The organism is Microbulbifer maximicatervae (SeqCode) (genome assembly GCF_052468155.1).
This window is the reverse complement of record NZ_CP174335.1, coordinates 2,112,891-2,129,274: the sequence shown is the minus strand read 5'-3', so window position 1 is coordinate 2,129,274 and position 16,384 is coordinate 2,112,891. Positions and strand designations below refer to the sequence as shown.

Here is a 16,384-nt window from a genome sequence, read left to right as displayed (position 1 = left end):
CTCGCGCAACACTTTCAGGTCTCACTTTTTTCAGCGATCAATAAAAAACAGGGTGGATCGCTAAAGCGTATCCACCCTCTTTGAGTACAGCGAAAAATTACCCGCCACACTTACCTTCGCCGCACTTACCTTCTTTTTTCTTGCCTTCGCCGCACTTGCCTTCTTTTTTCTTACCTTCGCCACACTTGCCTTCGCCGCACTTACCCTCTTTCTTTTTATCATCACCGTCGTGATCAGCCAGCGCCACGTTGTAGCCTGAGCTCAGGTCTGCTGCGGCAAAGGGGTTAGCATTACTGTTGGCAGCAGATACATTCATAGCGGCAGTGGCGATAAACGCTGCGCCAACTGCGGCGGCTACAGGGGAAAGGTGCTTCTTGTTCATAGTGAATCTCCTAACTAGGTGTCCTTAGCAATAAAAAGTACAAGAGACTTTTTTCCACTCCGCAGAAGTATAATGCTGCGAAACAAAAATCAGTCATTGAATAGAACCCGCCACAAAATAACCGGTATCAAGGGGTCATTCTGGGCTCCAGGCCTGCTTTCAGTACTTCTGTCGGGCTCTCCATCAAATTCTTACACTTGATCAAAATTTTTTTTGTGATCTCTTTTCCATAGAGAAAATCAACCAAGCAAACCTTTCCCATCAATTTCTGCCCATGACTTGCTTAAGCGCTTGGATGACACCGGCATCAGGGTTTTTAGAGTCTGCGCGAATAAGGAAACACGAAATTCCTCCAACATCCAGCGAAACTCACGCAATTCTGCCTCTGCAGAGAGTTCTCTGGGTGAATATTTCTCCACTTGCGCCAAGTAAGGCTCCGCCGCCTTCTGGTATTCAACTTGCAGTTTTCGGTCACGGTTAGGGTCGAGAGCGGCCTTTTCCAAGCGCATTGCGATCGCCTTCAGATAGCGGCCGTACTGGCGCAGCCATGACAGCGGAGTATCAAACAGGCAGCCTCGGTAGAAGAGCCCAGCCAGTTGCTGCTGGATATCCCCCACCGCCATTGCGACCGCCAGGTTTTTCTGCTGTTTGATTTGTTTGCGCAGTGGCACCAGCTGAGCCAGGGCCTTGACCAACAGATCACCAATCTCCTGGGCCACCCCCACCAAGTCACCGTCATTTTCCAAAGCGGCCAGGAATTCAGCTTCGGTGCGCGGCAACTCCTCTTTGGGCCAGAAAACTTCGCGCACGGCTGCCATCAGGATGTCGTCAGCTACCTCCTCACGGCGCCCCAGATCCGCTGCGGAAAGCCCCAGCTCCTTGCCTCGCAACAGCTCTTTGCGCAGATACTTCACCTTCTCCGGCAAGTGCAACAGAGCCAAACGGCAAATACCGGCGCGAGTAAGCCTGCGAGCCTCACTGGGGTTATCCAGTAGCTTCAGGGAAACACTGTCTTTTCCTTCAACCAGCGCGGGGTAAGCCCGCACCTTGAGCCCGCCCTGGTTGAGGGTGTGGGTCTCTGGAAGATTACCGAAGTCCCATCGGGAAATACCCTCCCGCTCAAAACTGTCGCCAGCTGTTGCCAGCCCCTGCTGTACCCGATCCCGGTAGCGCGCCTGCAATAGGGCCAAATCCCGATCTTGATCCAGCAATTTACCGGCTTCATCCATCACCTGGATATTGAAACGGTAATAATCTTCCAGGGCCTGTTCCGCAGACTCCCATACCTCATCTGGCAGCTGCTGCGCTGTCTGGCGCTTCAGCTCCAGAGCCAACGACTGCCACAACGGGGTATTGTCTGCACGCAGTCGGGGCAAAGCCTTATCTATCGCAGCCGGCACTGGCACAAAATACTTGCGCCACTGCTTGGGCAGGGCTTTTACCAGAGCGATGCACTTGTCCCGCAAGATGCCCGGCACCAACCAGGAGAGGCGAGCTGCCGGCACCTGGTGCAGCGCTGCAACCGGCACCTGGATACTGACGCCATCATCCACACTGCCAGGCTCAAAGTGATAGCTGAGCGGATAGACAATACCGCCCGCCTGCAACTCATTGGGGAATTGGGCCTCTCCCACATGATCGGCACTCTGCTGCATCAATAAGTCGCGGGGAATAAACAGCAGCTGTGTATCGCTGGATTCCGCTTTCTTGCGCCAGTGCTCAAATCCAGCCAGGTTGACGATATCTGCCGGGATACGCTCATCGAAGAAACGGTACACCACTTCATCATCCACCAGAATATCCCGGCGACGGGATTTGGCTTCCAGCTCTTCCAGGGACTTCAACAGGTCGAGATAGTGCTTATAAAACCGCCCATTACCGCGATAGCGTTGCTCCACCAGCGCCTGGCGAATAAACACTTCCCGAGAAGTTTGCGGGTCCAGTTTGCCGTAGGGGATTCGGCGTTTTTCCACCAGCACCAAACCGTAAAGGGAGACCTTCTCAAAGGCCATTACCTGCCCGGAGCGAGCGTCAAAATGGGGTTCAAAATAATTGCGCTTAACCAGGTGCTGCGCGGCGGCCAATATCCACTCGGGCTCGACCTTGGCTACGGTATGGGCGAACAGGCGGCTGGTCTCCAGTAACTGGGCAGACACCACCCAGCGGGGAGGTTTTTTAAATTGACCGGAGCCTGGGAAAATATGGAAACGACGATTGCGGCAGCCGTTAAACTCCTTGTTTTCATCCCGCGCGCCAATATTGCCCAGCAATCCCACCACGATGGCTCGGTGTATCGCTTCGTATTCCGCCGGCTCTTTGTTTTCTTTAACTTCGAGATCGCGACAGGCCACACGCAGCTGGTGGTGGATATCTCTCCACTCGCGCATACGCAGCCAGGACAGGAAGTTTTTCTGGCACCACTTGCGCAACTGATTTTGACTCAGTTCCTGACGCTGGACTTCAAAGGCATCCCACAGCTGAACGAAGGATAAAAAATCCGATTGTTCATGTTGCCACTGGCGATGCTTTTCATCCGCAGCCTGGCGCTTTTCTGCCGGGCGCTCGCGCGGGTCCTGCACGGCCAGAGCGGCGACAATAATCAAGAGCTCCCGCGCACTGCCATTCTCTGCCCCCGCCAACAACATGCGGCTCAGGCGCGGGTCTAAAGGCAACCTTGATAGGGATCGCCCCAATTTAGTGACCCGGCCCTGCTCATCTACCGCCTGTAATTCCTGCAGCAATTTATAGCCGTCATTAATCAGTCGTGGGTCCGGCGGATCGACAAATGGAAACTCGCGGATATCACCGATACGCAACTGCAACATTTGCAGAATGACTGCGGCCAGATTTGTGCGCAGAATTTCCGCATCGGTAAATTCCGGGCGCTGCTCAAAATCCCGCTCTTCATACAAGCGCACACAAACACCAGCGCTGACACGGCCGCAGCGACCGGCACGCTGGTTGGCGCTGGCCTGGGAAACCGGCTCTATAGGCAGCCGCTGAATTTTACTGCGGTAGCTGTAGCGGCTCACTCGTGCAGTACCCGGGTCGATCACATAACGGATACCGGGCACGGTAATAGAGGTCTCTGCCACATTGGTAGCGAGTACAATGCGACGGCCTTTATGGCCGTGGAAAACTTTGGCTTGCTCCGCAAGGCTCAAGCGGGCATACAAGGGCAGCACTTCCAATTGCGCTATCTGTGCATCGCGCAAAGCCTTGGCGCACTCGCGGATTTCCCGCTCGCCGCTCATAAATACCAGGATATCCCCACCGCGCCGACTGCTGGATTTCTCCTCGTGCAGCAACTCCTCCACAGCAGTGACCACCTGCTCGTTGAGATCTGCATCCGTATCCGCTGCGGGGCGATAGTTAACTTCCACCGGGTAGGTACGACCGGAAACCTCGATAATCGGCGCATCGTCAAAGTGCCGGGAAAATTTTTCCAGGTCGATGGTCGCCGAGGTAATTATCAGTTTCAGGTCAGGGCGCTTGGGCAGTATGGTTTTCAAATAGCCCAACAGAAAATCAATATTAAGGCTGCGCTCATGGGCCTCATCGATGATCAACGTATCGTATTTATTTAGCAGGGGATCGCGCTGAATTTCAGCCAGCAGGATACCGTCTGTCATCAGTTTGACGTGGGTATGCTCGGTGCTGTGGTCGGTAAAGCGCACCTGGTAACCGACGGACTCTCCCAGGGGCTGCCCCAGCTCCTCAGCAATTCGATTGGCTACAGTGCGCGCGGCAATCCTGCGCGGCTGAGTGTGGCCGATCTGGCCGAAAATTCCCCGGCCCAGTGACAGGCAAATTTTTGGCAACTGAGTGGTTTTACCAGAACCGGTTTCACCGGCAATCACTACAACCTGATTTTTCTCGATCTGCTCGGCGATTTCCTCCCGCCGCGCTACCACTGGCAAAGACTCCGGCCACTGCACTTCCGGCAACTTGCGCCGGCGCTCCTCCACCAGGGTCTCAGACGCTTGGAGCTGCTGCTCCAATTGGGCCAACATGCGATCTACCCGCTTGCCCTCTTTCTGGCGCCGGCGCACATTTTTGACAGTCCTGCGCAACCCATAGCGGTCACGCCCCATGGTCGCGGAGATTCGGGCCTGCAGCGCCCCCAGTACTTTTTCTGCTTCGGTGTGACTCATAATTCGTACAGCAATGGCAAACGCGGGATTATACCCCCTGAGCACCGCAGGGCTATCAAACCTTATTGTGGCGCTCATCTATACTGGTGCGAATAGCACTTCTTCTGAGGGGCACGGCCTTTACTGCTGGTGCAATTCCTCAGGGTCATACCTTGCGAGCAGTACTATGCAAGAGATCAAGCCCAAGCCCCCCGCCAGCGCAGGCCAGCTGTTTGGCCACCCCAAGGGACTCTTCCTGTTGTTTGGTACTGAGATGTGGGAACGTCTCAGCTACTACGGCATGCGTGGTATTTTTGTCTTCTACCTGACCTCTACAGCGACTGCCGCAGTCTTCGGCTGGGAACAACTGACCGATACCGAGTTGCAATCCAAAGCCCTCAGCTACCTGGGCTGGTATGCAATGCTGGTGTACCTGACCCCCATTATTGGCGGTTGGATGGCAGATAATCGCTGGGGCCAGCGCCGCTGTATTATGTTCGGCGGCACCTTGATGATGCTGGGGCAGTTCGCCCTGGGATTCCCCCACGGTTGGCTGCCAAATGGCAGTCAAATTTATATGCTGTGGATCGGGTTGGCCTTGCTGATTATCGGCAACGGTTTCTTCAAACCAAATATCTCTACCATGGTCGGGGACCTTTACGAGGAAGGTGACCACCGCCGGGATACCGCTTTTACCATTTTTTATATGGGCATCAACCTGGGCTCTATCCTCGGTTACCTGCTGGTGGGCTGGATTGGGGAAAAGGTGGATTACCAGCTGGCCTTTATCGTCGCTGGTCTTGGCATGTTAGCCGGCCTAATCCTGCAGATGACCCAAGCCAAGCGCTACCTGGGAGAAATCGGTGTAGAACCTTCTGCGCACCTGGAACTGAAAGACAAGAAAGATGAGGACGTCGATAAGCGCCGCCCGTTGACTCAGGAGGAGCGAGACCGCATCAAAGTTATTTTGGTTTTGGGCGTGTTTATCGTGATTTTTTGGGCCGGCTTTGAGCAGGCTGCCGGCTCAATGAACTTATTCGCCAAATATCGAACCGACCTGAATGTACTGGGGTGGGAGATTCCAGCCAGTTGGCTGCAGATGGTAAACCCACTGTTTATTATTATCCTCGCGCCAATTATGGCCAGTATTTGGGTAGGCATGGGAGACCGGGAACCCAGCTCACCGGCCAAATTCAGTTTGGGACTGGTTTTTCTCGGCGTGGGATTCTTATCCATGTGCGGTGCCGCCCTGCAAATTGGCGATTCAGAGACCATTAAAGCGAGTATTTGGTGGCTGGTATTTGCCTATATTTTCCACACCATTGGCGAACTTTGCCTATCGCCAATTGGGCTCTCTGTCGTAACTAAATTATCTCCGCTGCGCTATTTATCCCTGATGATGGGGCTTTGGTTTGCCTTTATTGGTATTGCCAACAAAGGAGCCGCAGAGATCGGTAAACTCGTTGGTGTATCCGGCCCACTCGCAACCTTTGGCGGAGTAGCCCTGGCCGCAATTATTGCCGGAATTATCCTGTACTTTATTCGCGAGAAACTGGTGGACTGGATGCACGGTGCAGAAGAGGTTCACGTAAAGGTGGGCGAAACCACCAAGGAGGAACTGAGCATCACCGCCGATCACGACGGTGTACCGCCGAAGCATTTTAGCGGTAATGACAAATAAGGGAGCCAACCCATAAAAGGCGTATTTTGCGAGCACGGACCTCGCTCTTTAACGTTATCAGATTCCGGACCGCTAACAGGCGTACGTTTAGCGGTCAAAGATCTCTTTCAATTGAAAGGGGAGAAAAATACGGCAGGCAGCCCCGAGTGGTTTAATACCCACCCTCCTGCCAATAAAACCGCACTTAGCTTGCAGCAATTACTGGAGGCCGGCTCAACCTTTACTGGGTTTACTCACCTTGATGAACTCGCCTACAGCATGCAGGGGAGTAATTTACACTACGGTTCTGCCGACAACCCTAAACTGCCCGGCTATTTTTGTGGGGGTTCCTCTATGGGATCGGCCGCCGCCGTGGCCTCAGGAACAGCCGATATTGGCTTAGGCACCGACACCGGCGGATCGGTGAGGGTACCTGCAAGCTATTGTGGTTTATTCGGCATTCGAACCAGTCACTCACTTATTCCTACCGACGGTGTTATCGGTTTAGCACCCTGCTTTGATACTGTCGGTTGGCTTAGTCACACTCCTTCATTACTTGTAGACGTCGGCAAAATTCTAATCCCGTCACAGCACTTGTCCGCAAATAAAGTAACCCGCCTGGTTACTTGCCCCGAGATAAGTCAACTGGCAGATACGCCCATTCAATCAGCAATCCAGGAATTTATTCCTACATTAAATAATCAATTTCCTATCTGCGAGATTAAACACCTGTCTGACATTGAATTACTGGGCGAACTGGCGGATGTATTCAGAATTTTGCAGGGCCGCGCTATCGCCAATACTCACGGAGACTGGTTGCGAAAATACCGGCCGGTATTTTCAGAGGACATCGCCACGAGAATTACTATGGCCCTATCAATTACCGACGATGAGATATCCTGGGCCAACGAAAAACGACAACAGTGGTGCAAGTTGATGGAAACATTACTACCGGACAACAGTAGCGTTTTACTAGTACCAACCACCCCCACAACCGCAATTAAGAAAGGGACCGATAGTGAACCCAGCAAAGTACAAACAAATCGCCAGCGACTATTGGGTTTAACCGCTATTGCAGGGCTTTGGGGCACCCCCCAGTGTCATCTGCCGTTGTTTTCTATCGTAGAAAATGAGATTAATACTGGGGGAAAAGAGATAGAGAAACCCAGTGGCTTCTCATTGATAATGACTCCACGAAGCGATTTTTCGCTTCTCTCTCTAGTTGAGCAACTAACGAAACCCCACGAATAGCAGGTAGCACCTAAGGTGCTACCTGAAAAAGCGATCAGCTTTTTAACGCCCTTTAACCAAATAAGCGATGGCTCGATCCAATCCCTCCAGGGTCATCGGATACATATGCCCGTCCACCAGTCTCTGGGTCATACCGATACTGGGAGTATATTGCCAGTACTCCTCTCCTACAGGGTTCAACCAGATCAGGTTACTGTAGGTATCGGTAACACGCTCCATCCAGGCCGCACCGGGCTCCTCATTCATATGTTCGACACTGCCGAAACGACTGGTAATTTCGTAGGGCGCCATAGACGCATCGCCGACAAAAATTACTTTGTAGTCCTTGCCATAGATGCGCAGTATTTCCAGCAGCGAGGTATTTTCGCTATAGCGCCGCTGGTTGTCTTTCCACACATGCTCGTAAACAAAATTGTGGAAATAAAAATATTCGAGATGCTTGAACTCAGAACGACAGGCGGAGAACAGTTCTTCACAGACGCGCACATAGGGGTCCATAGAGCCCCCTACATCGAAAAAGATCAGCACCTTAATTGCATTATGTCGCTCCGGCACCATTTGAATATCCAGTAACCCTGCGTTGCGTGCAGTAGAGGAAATGGTGTTATCCAGATCCAGTTCCTCTGCGGCACCGGTGCGGGCAAATTTGCGCAGCTTGCGCAGAGCCACCTGGATATTGCGGGTGCCCAGACTGATACTGTCATCCAGATTTTTAAACTGGCGCTTCTCCCACACTTTTGACGCCGAGCGATTGCGCCCCTTACCACCCACACGGATACCGCCGGGATGATAACCACTATTGCCAAACGGGCTCGTGCCGCCAGTGCCAATCCAACGATTACCACCACTGTGACGCTTCTTCTGCTCCTCTAGACGCTTCTTAAATTCCTCCAGCAGTTTTTCCAAGCCACCGAGGCTTTGTACCTGGGCCTTTTCCTCTTCGCTCAGCTGCTTCATAAATTCTGCACGCAGCCAGTCCTCGGGAATCATTTGTTCGACAATGTCGTCGAGGGTCTCAAGGTCCTTAAAATAGGCGTCGAAAGCGCGATCAAATTTATCGAAGTGCTTCTCGTCCTTGACGAGGCAAACGCGGGCAAGGAAGTAAAATTCCTCAAGGTCGGCAAATACCAGGCGCTGCTGTAATGCCTCAAGCAGGGCCAGCAGTTCGGTGATGGTTACCGGTAATTTATAGCGGCGTAAATTCTGGAAAAAGCCAATCAGCATAATAATTCGCAGTCAGCACAGGGAAAAAATAACACCCGGTTAAACCGGGCCGAAATCACCGAGGACAATTTCAGCCCTCGGTGACATTAACCAACACAGTTTAGCGATTATCGCGACGGGCCATAAACGCCAGGCGCTCCAGCATATGGACATCCTGCTCGTTTTTCAGCAGGGCACCGTAGAGCGGCGGAATGGCATTGCTGCTATCGCTGTTTTTCAGGATCTCCCCGGGAATATCATCAGCCATCAACAGCTTGAGCCAATCGATCAGCTCAGAGGTAGAAGGCTTTTTCTTCAGGCCTGGAACCTCGCGCAGCTGGAAGAAAATATCCATTGCCTCGGCCACCAGCTGCCCTTTGATCCCTGGGTAGTGCACATCGACAATTTTGCACATGGTGTCACGATCGGGGAAGCTGATGTAATGGAAAAAGCAACGGCGTAAAAAGGCGTCCGGCAATTCTTTCTCATTATTGGAAGTGATAATTACGATGGGGCGCTGCTTGGCCTTGATGGTTTCGCCAGTCTCATAGACAAAGAACTCCATACGATCCAGCTCAACCAGCAGGTCGTTGGGGAATTCGATATCCGCTTTATCGATTTCATCGATCAGCAGCACCACGCGCTCTTCTGCCGCAAAGGCCTCCCAAAGCTTACCGCGCTTAATGTAGTTGCCAATATCGTGAACCTTATCCACCCCCAGTTGGGAGTCCCGCAGGCGGGATACCGCGTCGTACTCGTACAGGCCCTGCTGGGCTTTGGTGGTGGATTTAATATGCCACTGAATCAGCTTTAGTCCGAGGCTCTCTGCTACCTGCTCGGCGAGCAGTGTTTTGCCGGTGCCGGGCTCACCCTTGATCAATAGTGGGCGCTGCAGGGTAACGGCCGCATTCACCGCCATCTGCAAGTCGTCGGTCGCTACATAGCTTTCGGTACCGGTAAACTTCATAACTGCTCCAATCCTGTCGTCGAGGCTAACTATCTCTTTTAGCGAATGATAATTGAACAACAGGTTGGGGGCGAGGCGGTAACGCTCAATTTGGATGACCAGCTTGCGCTGGAGGAATTTGCCAGTCCCGCAGGGCGAGCCTTGAAAGTACGCGTGGGCTTACCGAAGCAGCCTAGGCCATCTGGGTACTGCGGCGGTGTACAACCTGGCGACCTTTGCCGGTGATATACCAGCGGATGCCCAGGTGACTGTGAATTTTCCCGACCATCTCCAGCACCAGCAAGCTATTCAAGGCGCGGGCTATAGAATTGGTTTCCATACCGCTGTCCTGCACCATGCCGGAAAGAGACCGAAATACACACTCCCCGGTATTTAACAAATGCAGCACCTGTAGGGCATTGTCATCCAATTTACGGATCTGATTGAAATCGATGGTCGGCCCCTGCTCGGGATCGCCCTCAATTTCATGCTCCAATAGGGGCATCATTTCCAACTGCATGGTGCGCAGTTCCTGCTCCATATTCTCTACTCGGGCGCGGGCAATACTGGCGTCGCGCAACTGGCGCCGCGCGGCGTTAAACACGAACATACGGGACGCAATTGCAGCGAGCAGGCAGTAACCGGTAAAAATCAATAAGCGCGAGGGGTCACCCTGGATTTCTATCAACAAGTCACTCTGGGTGAATTTAAGGAATATCGGCACCATCAAGGCGCCACACAGCCCCATAATCAGGCAACGTGCGAGCCCCGCTGGATCTTCTTCGGTGAACAGCATTTGATAGTAATTGACCAGCCCACCCAAAATGCCCGAAACCAGCATTACTGCAGTCAATATAAGCAGGTGATCGAGCATCAGTATTCCTCAGCCATTCGGCTCTCACTGCCAATCCGGGCAAGTGGGTATTGAACTGAATATTTCACTCTATTCACGACTGCCCTTGCCCTCTTCCCCTAATTAGGTGCGAGGTATTTCCCACATGCTGGATACAGCCGCCTCTTGTTGTTACTGGATACCTGGCAGAAAAGTGACACTGCTTTTACATTGTTTTGCATTGCGCCACAGCGGGAACCAGCTTAATAGATATAGCAGCTGTCATTGACTGGGGTTGTCGGTCTAAAGGGTTTTAACGCCTTTGATACGAGCAACCGAGTGAAGGCCTGGATATAGGCGTCGAGGAGGGACGATGGCTGCGCAAGTGAATAAAAGTGCAACAAAAAATACTGGGGGAATGGCTACCCTGCCCTCAGGCATGACAGCCATATCTTGGGCTATTGTTCGTTAAAGTAGGGATCTTCATCAAAGCGACGACGCCTGTCCCGGCGAAATCTCATCAGCAAGCTGACAATCCCCCAAACAACCATGATCGCCAGGGCTCCACCCGAAGCGAATATCAAATTGGTAGTGACCTCTGGCGCCGCTCCATTTTCTTCAAACAGCGTTTGATAAACAAATAGCGGCAACACCGGCACAGCAACTGACTCCGCTACAGAGGTCTTTGCCGGTGCCAACAACACTGCCGCAGCCACTAAGAGTAGAGTCTGGCGCACCCAGCTCCATCGCCAATTGCGCATAAACCACCAGCCCGCCAACAGCATAACCAGTGTTGAAGCGGCGTACACCATCCAGGCAAATTGGAAATCTTCTGTCATTCTCTCACTCTACTTTCTGGCACACCGATCCAATATCGGGCAAATATGCCAGGGTCCTTTACATCGTCACTCGCTCGGAACCGGCATATTTACGCCGCTTCGCAGACAAGCACTGCCAGCGATAATTAATTCGAAGAATCGAATTAATTATGCGCAATATTCAAAGGCGTTCACAGGTCGCAGTTCCCGTTTGCAATCAACCTTGTTCAACCCAAGAGACAATATGATCCTCCATATCGTCTGGATGAACCGACTCTTCACTGACAACGCGCCCACGCACCGATATCCCCGCCCGATGTACGGATTCCGGGTCTCCCGATACCAATGGGTGCCAGTCTGCAAGAGGGCGCCCTTCCGCAAGACTGCGGTATGCGCAGGTGAGCGGCAACCAATCGAATTCGGCAATATCCTCTATACGCAACTGAATGCATCCGGGGACATGGGCTTTGCGCTGGCTGTACTTGCTGCACTGGCAGGAATGGGTATCCAACAGGCGGCAGGCCACATTAGTGAGGTAGACCTCACCCGTATCCTCATCCTCCAAACTGTGCAGACAGCAGCGACCACAACCGTCACAAAGCTGCTCCCACTCGGATCGACTCATTTGCTCCAGCGTTTTCCGCCGCCAAAAAGGCTCCTGTGCCATTTAGCTCGACTCAGCGTTGCAACTTGCTGTTCTTCAGCGCGATTTCACTCATTTCGGAATCGGCTATTGGCGGCATCTGTAAGTAATAGCCGCGAGTACGCACCTCTTTGAGCAACTTGTCCGCCTCTGCACGGGCCAGCTTTTTGTCCGGCGTCACCAACATCGTAGTGACGTGCTGCGGCTTGCCGAAAAGCTCCAGTAGATTTTTGGGAACCCTCGCAGTGCCCTCGCGCTTATCCACGTACAGATACATTTCGTCTTTATTTGGACTGCGATAAATATCGCATAAAACTTTCACTTCAATTCCTCTTTACGCAATTGTTTCAGAGCTTCGAGCAAAGGATGGCCAATCACATCGGCCCGCCACCCTCTGAGCCGCCCCTCTAACTCGGGTCGACGGGCCTGGACCAGAGCTTCGAGCTCTTTTTTGCGAATTAATATTTCGGCAGGCAACCCGGCCCGCTCGGCAATAGACACCATCTCAAGCCGCAGTTGCTTGAGGATCTCTCCCTGCTGCCGGTTGAGAGGCTGCTGCATTCGCGCAGGTGGATCGCTTCTCTCGCAGGCTTGGGCAACGATCTTTAACAAAGCTTCGCCGTGCTCACGCAGAGCTCGCCCTTCCATACCCAGTTGGCCCAAGGCACCTCTGTGCCGAGGCAACTGTTGGGCCAGGCCGAGACAGATATTCTCTTTCAACAGGTGATTGCGCGGCATATTCAGCGCCCTGGCCTGCTTTTCGCGCCAGGCACACACATCCTGAAGCACTGCCAGTTGTTTACTGCGCAGGCGCCAGGCACCTTTCACTTTTTGGTAGTAAACCTCAGGTGGGTTCGGGTTTCGAGCCGTGACCACCAATGATGCACAGTCTTCCTGCAACCACTCCAGGCGCCCCTTCGCATTGAGGTCCTTTACCAGTACGCCGTAGAGTACCGGCAACCAAGCGACATCGAGGGCGGCATAGGTTTTCTGTGCATCGCTGAGAGGTCTCTGCAGCCAGTCCGAGCGGGTTTCACTCTTGGGCAACTCTATATGCAGTAGATGGTTAACTGTCGCCGCATAACCTAAGCCTGCTCCCATACCACAGATTGCAGCGGCAATTTGGGTATCAAAAATGGGCTCGGGAATCACCCCTAGCAAGCGCTCAAGGGTTTCCAGGTCCTCACTACAACTGTGCATGATTTTAGTGACAGCGGTATCGAGCAAGAGGTCGCGAAGCGGCTGTAACTCCTCAATCGCCAAATTGTCGATCAGGTAGCAGTGTTTTCCATCACCTACCTGGACCAGCGCCGGCTGGGGATAAAAAGTACGGCTGCGCATGAACTCGGTATCCAGGGCTACCGCACTCTGCTTGCGCCATTCTGCACACAACTCTACCAGCTGCTCGTAACTGTCGACCCAGCGTGGAGTGGTATCTATTTCTGTCATCGATATCACTCAACTGCCGGAAAAAAATGCGGTTCGACTATTAAAGGCGTGGGCGAGAGTGCCGCCATCGATATATTCCAGCTCTCCGCCGATGGGCACACCGTGGGCAATCCGGCTCACCGTCACCCCCTGGGCACGAGCTCTCTCCGCGATGTACTGCGCGGTAGCTTCACCTTCTACCGTAGGGTTAGTGGCGACTATAAGTTCGCGCAACTGCTCAGTAGCGAGCCTCAGCTCCAGCAAGTCGATCCCCAGGTCCCCCGGGCCAATACCATCGATGGGCGAGAGATGCCCATGCAGGACAAAGTAGCGACCGTGGTAATTACCGGCCTGCTCAATAGCCAGAACATCAGCGGGCGTCTCAACCACGCACAGTGAGTCCTGCTCGCGCCGGCTATTGCTACACAATGAGCAAACGGGCTCCTCTGTCAGGGTGCGACACTGCCCACAGCGCCCCACTTGCTCCACCGCTCGCGCCAAACTCTGGGCCAGCAGGGAGGCAGCTTCGCGGTCTTTTTCCAACAGGTACATCGCCATGCGCTGCGCGGACTTGGGGCCCACACTGGGCAGACAGCGGAGCGCGCGGATCAGCTCTTCAATCAGGGGACTAAACATACAAACTCAAAACCAGTGGATGGCCACTTCTTAAAAGGGGAACTTAAAGCCTTCAGGCAAATTGATACCTGAAGTCAGGTCTCCCATCCCTTGCTTTTGCAGTTCCTGTGTTTTTTCCTCTACACGGCGCACAGCGTCGTTGACCGCAGCGGCCAGCAGGTCTTCCAGCATTTCCTTCTCCTCGGTCATCAGGGAGGGATCAATTTCCACAGATGTCACATCGTGGCGACCATTCATCGTCACCTTGACCATACCCGCCCCAGACTCACCGCAGATGCGAAGCTCAGTCAGGTCCTGCTGCATCTTCTGCATTTTTTCCTGCATATCGGCCTGCATTTTCTGGGCCTGCTGCATCAAATCGCCCAAACCTTTCATAGGTAACCTCTATCTTGTGCATGTGGTCCCGGAATAAACCGGGCCCTAATTGTCATTAATCTTCTACTACTAGTGATTCTACGGAGCCCGGCACCAGTTCCGCACTCAATTCTGTCTGTAATTCTTGAACCAGCGGGTCAGCGACCAGTGCATCCTGGGCAGCTTCAAGCCGCGCTTGGCGAGTAGCTGCGACTAACCGGGCGGGAGTACTCCCATGTACCTGCCCTACTTGTATCTGCGCTACCACAGGCTGTTGGAAGAAGTCAGCCAGAGAGTCCCCCAGACGCCGCTGGTGAACTTCGTCGTAGAGGCTGCTGTAGGATTCATCCAGGGTGAACGAGAGTATATTGTCCTGCCTGCCCACCATCTCCAAGTGCTGGGCAATGGAGTGCAAAATACCGGTAATACCCAGCTGTCCATACATTACCGGCCAACTGCCAGGCGTTAATGCTTCCAAACGCCCTTTTGGCACTTCCTGACCCCGGCTTTCTGCCGGAGCCTCTCGCGAGGTACTCACCGTACTTTGTGGTACTGGTTGCTGTAGTGCCGGCGCCGACTCCACTTCCGCAACTCGCTGGCGCAGCTCGGCCAGGACATCTTTACGCTGGGGACGCTCTTCTGCCACTCCCTGGACAGGGGGCGGGCTTGTAATTTGCTCCGGCTGAGCCTCCGTCGCTGGCTCACTGATCATTTCAGTTGGGGCTGCCGGCTCTGCCTCTCGCTGCTCTGTCTGATGTTTAAACGGCTGCAGGCCTTCCACTGCCTGCGAGGGAGTTAGATCAACCGCTGTAACAGCCTGCGGCTGTGCCGCTTCAGGCTTTTTTGCCGGACTGACCTCCGGTACTTCTGGTGCTATAGGAGCCTGAGGCTGTAGCGCTTCTGGAGCCGGTGCTGGCGAAACGGGTTCGGAAGCCGATGGCAGTGGCGAACGGGGAATATCCGCAACACCCTGGGGGCGGAAGGCCAGCATCCGCAGCAGAGCCATTTCAAAGCCACTGCGCTGATCCGGGGCCAAAGGCAGGTCACGCCGGGCCAGCAGGGCCATCTGGTAATACAACTGCACATTTTCCGGGGCGATACGCCCAGCTAAATTTCTCAGTCGCTCACCATCACCCAGGGAATTATCGATAGATTGAGGCAACACCTGGGCCACTGCAATGCGGTGCAGGTTGTCGGCGAGTTCTGCCAGCGCAGCACTGTAATCAGGGGCCTGCTGAGACAACTCAGCAACTGTGGCAAATAAAGCCTGTGCGTCCTCTTCAGACAAGGCTTGCAGCAGCTTCCACACCAAGCCGGTATCGATACTGCCCAGCATACCGCGCACTTCTGCCTCGGTAATTTGCCCCCCACCAAATGCGATGGCCTGGTCAGTAAGACTCATCCCATCTCGCATACTGCCATCTGCCGCGCGACCGAGGTGCCACAGAGCGCCCTCTTCAAAAGGGACCTTTTCCTGCTCCAACACAAACTTCAAGTGCCCCACAACCCGCTCGGGGCTCATATTCTTCAGCTTGAACTGGAGACAGCGGGACAGCACGGTAACCGGCAACTTCTGCGGATCAGTCGTCGCCAGTAGAAACTTCACATGGGGAGGTGGTTCTTCGAGGGTTTTTAACAGTGCGTTAAACGAGCTGTTCGACAACATATGGACTTCATCGATCAGGTAAACCTTGAAGCGGCCCCGGGTCGGTGCGTACTGCACGTTCTCAAGCAGTTCACGAGTATCTTCGACCTTGGTACGCGAGGCTGCATCCACTTCGATCAGGTCGACAAAACGGCCATCGGCAATCTCATTGCAAGTGTGGCACTGGCCACAGGGTTCAGAACTAACTCCCTCTTCACAATTCAGACACTTGGCCAGGATTCGTGCAATCGTGGTTTTACCCACACCACGGGTACCGGCAAAGAGGTAGGCGTGATGCAAGCGACCATTATCCAGGGCGTTGATCAACGCCTGGAGAACATGCTCCTGTCCCACCATCTCGCGAAACAGCTTCGGCCGCCACTTCCGTGCCAGTACTTGATAACTCATTCAATCTCCGGTGCTCGACACACCTCTGCAAGGTCTTATTGTCTG

14 protein-coding genes are annotated in these 16,384 nt (G+C 53.6%); 2 read left to right on the top strand and 12 right to left on the bottom strand.

Annotated elements, in window-relative coordinates; genetic code table 11:
- Positions 1-97 precede the first annotated feature (97 nt).
- Positions 98-382: an HvfA family oxazolone/thioamide-modified RiPP metallophore gene (locus ACJJIY_RS09145; protein WP_445359454.1), complete on the bottom strand. Its 285-nt coding sequence runs from the start codon at positions 380-382 to the stop codon at positions 98-100.
- Between the two features lie 239 nt (positions 383-621).
- On the bottom strand, positions 622-4,536 hold the full coding sequence (hrpA, locus tag ACJJIY_RS09140) for an ATP-dependent RNA helicase HrpA (RefSeq protein WP_445359453.1): 3,915 nt from the start codon (positions 4,534-4,536) through the stop codon (positions 622-624).
- Between the two features lie 166 nt (positions 4,537-4,702).
- Here hrpA and ACJJIY_RS09135 point away from each other — a divergent pair, with 166 nt between their 5' ends.
- Entirely contained in the window at positions 4,703-6,196 is a 1,494-nt protein-coding gene (locus ACJJIY_RS09135) for a peptide MFS transporter (protein WP_413664480.1), read from the top strand.
- Positions 6,197-6,307: 111 nt separating this feature from the next.
- Positions 6,308-7,426 carry an amidase family protein gene (locus ACJJIY_RS09130; RefSeq protein WP_445359452.1) on the top strand — a complete coding sequence of 373 codons (1,119 nt, stop codon included), beginning with the start codon at positions 6,308-6,310 and terminating at the stop codon, positions 7,424-7,426.
- A gap of 42 nt (positions 7,427-7,468) precedes the next feature.
- On the opposite strand, the gene ACJJIY_RS09125 is transcribed toward ACJJIY_RS09130, so the two are convergent.
- From ACJJIY_RS09125 to dnaX, 10 genes are all read right to left on the bottom strand, one after another.
- Complete coding sequence (locus tag ACJJIY_RS09125; protein WP_445359451.1) at positions 7,469-8,650, bottom strand: vWA domain-containing protein; 1,182 nt, start codon at positions 8,648-8,650, stop codon at positions 7,469-7,471.
- Positions 8,651-8,750: 100 nt separating this feature from the next.
- A complete protein-coding gene (locus ACJJIY_RS09120) occupies positions 8,751-9,596 on the bottom strand; it encodes an AAA family ATPase (protein ID WP_445359450.1) in 846 nt (281 codons plus the stop codon).
- 172 nt (positions 9,597-9,768) lie between these two features.
- Positions 9,769-10,449, bottom strand: coding sequence for a YEATS-associated helix-containing protein (locus ACJJIY_RS09115; RefSeq protein ID WP_108731891.1), 681 nt, complete (start codon positions 10,447-10,449; stop codon positions 9,769-9,771).
- A 416-nt stretch (positions 10,450-10,865) separates the two neighbouring features.
- The gene (locus tag ACJJIY_RS09110; RefSeq protein ID WP_282934168.1) at positions 10,866-11,246 is read right to left on the bottom strand and encodes a hypothetical protein; all 381 of its coding nucleotides are present in this window, start codon (positions 11,244-11,246) and stop codon (positions 10,866-10,868) included.
- 196 nt (positions 11,247-11,442) lie between these two features.
- Positions 11,443-11,850, bottom strand: coding sequence for a YcgN family cysteine cluster protein (locus ACJJIY_RS09105; RefSeq protein WP_444906346.1), 408 nt, complete (start codon positions 11,848-11,850; stop codon positions 11,443-11,445).
- Between the two features lie 52 nt (positions 11,851-11,902).
- Complete coding sequence (locus tag ACJJIY_RS09100; RefSeq protein ID WP_444892840.1) at positions 11,903-12,190, bottom strand: YcgL domain-containing protein; 288 nt, start codon at positions 12,188-12,190, stop codon at positions 11,903-11,905.
- On the bottom strand, positions 12,187-13,317 hold the full coding sequence (rnd, locus tag ACJJIY_RS09095; protein WP_445359449.1) for a ribonuclease D: 1,131 nt from the start codon (positions 13,315-13,317) through the stop codon (positions 12,187-12,189). Before rnd ends, ACJJIY_RS09100 begins: the two co-directional genes overlap by 4 nt.
- Positions 13,318-13,326: 9 nt before the next feature.
- Complete coding sequence (gene recR / locus ACJJIY_RS09090; RefSeq protein WP_445359448.1) at positions 13,327-13,932, bottom strand: recombination mediator RecR; 606 nt, start codon at positions 13,930-13,932, stop codon at positions 13,327-13,329.
- A gap of 30 nt (positions 13,933-13,962) precedes the next feature.
- Positions 13,963-14,307, bottom strand: coding sequence for a YbaB/EbfC family nucleoid-associated protein (locus ACJJIY_RS09085; RefSeq protein WP_413664473.1), 345 nt, complete (start codon positions 14,305-14,307; stop codon positions 13,963-13,965).
- Between the two features lie 55 nt (positions 14,308-14,362).
- On the bottom strand, positions 14,363-16,339 hold the full coding sequence (gene dnaX / locus ACJJIY_RS09080; RefSeq protein ID WP_444895119.1) for a DNA polymerase III subunit gamma/tau: 1,977 nt from the start codon (positions 16,337-16,339) through the stop codon (positions 14,363-14,365).
- Positions 16,340-16,384 lie beyond the last annotated feature (45 nt).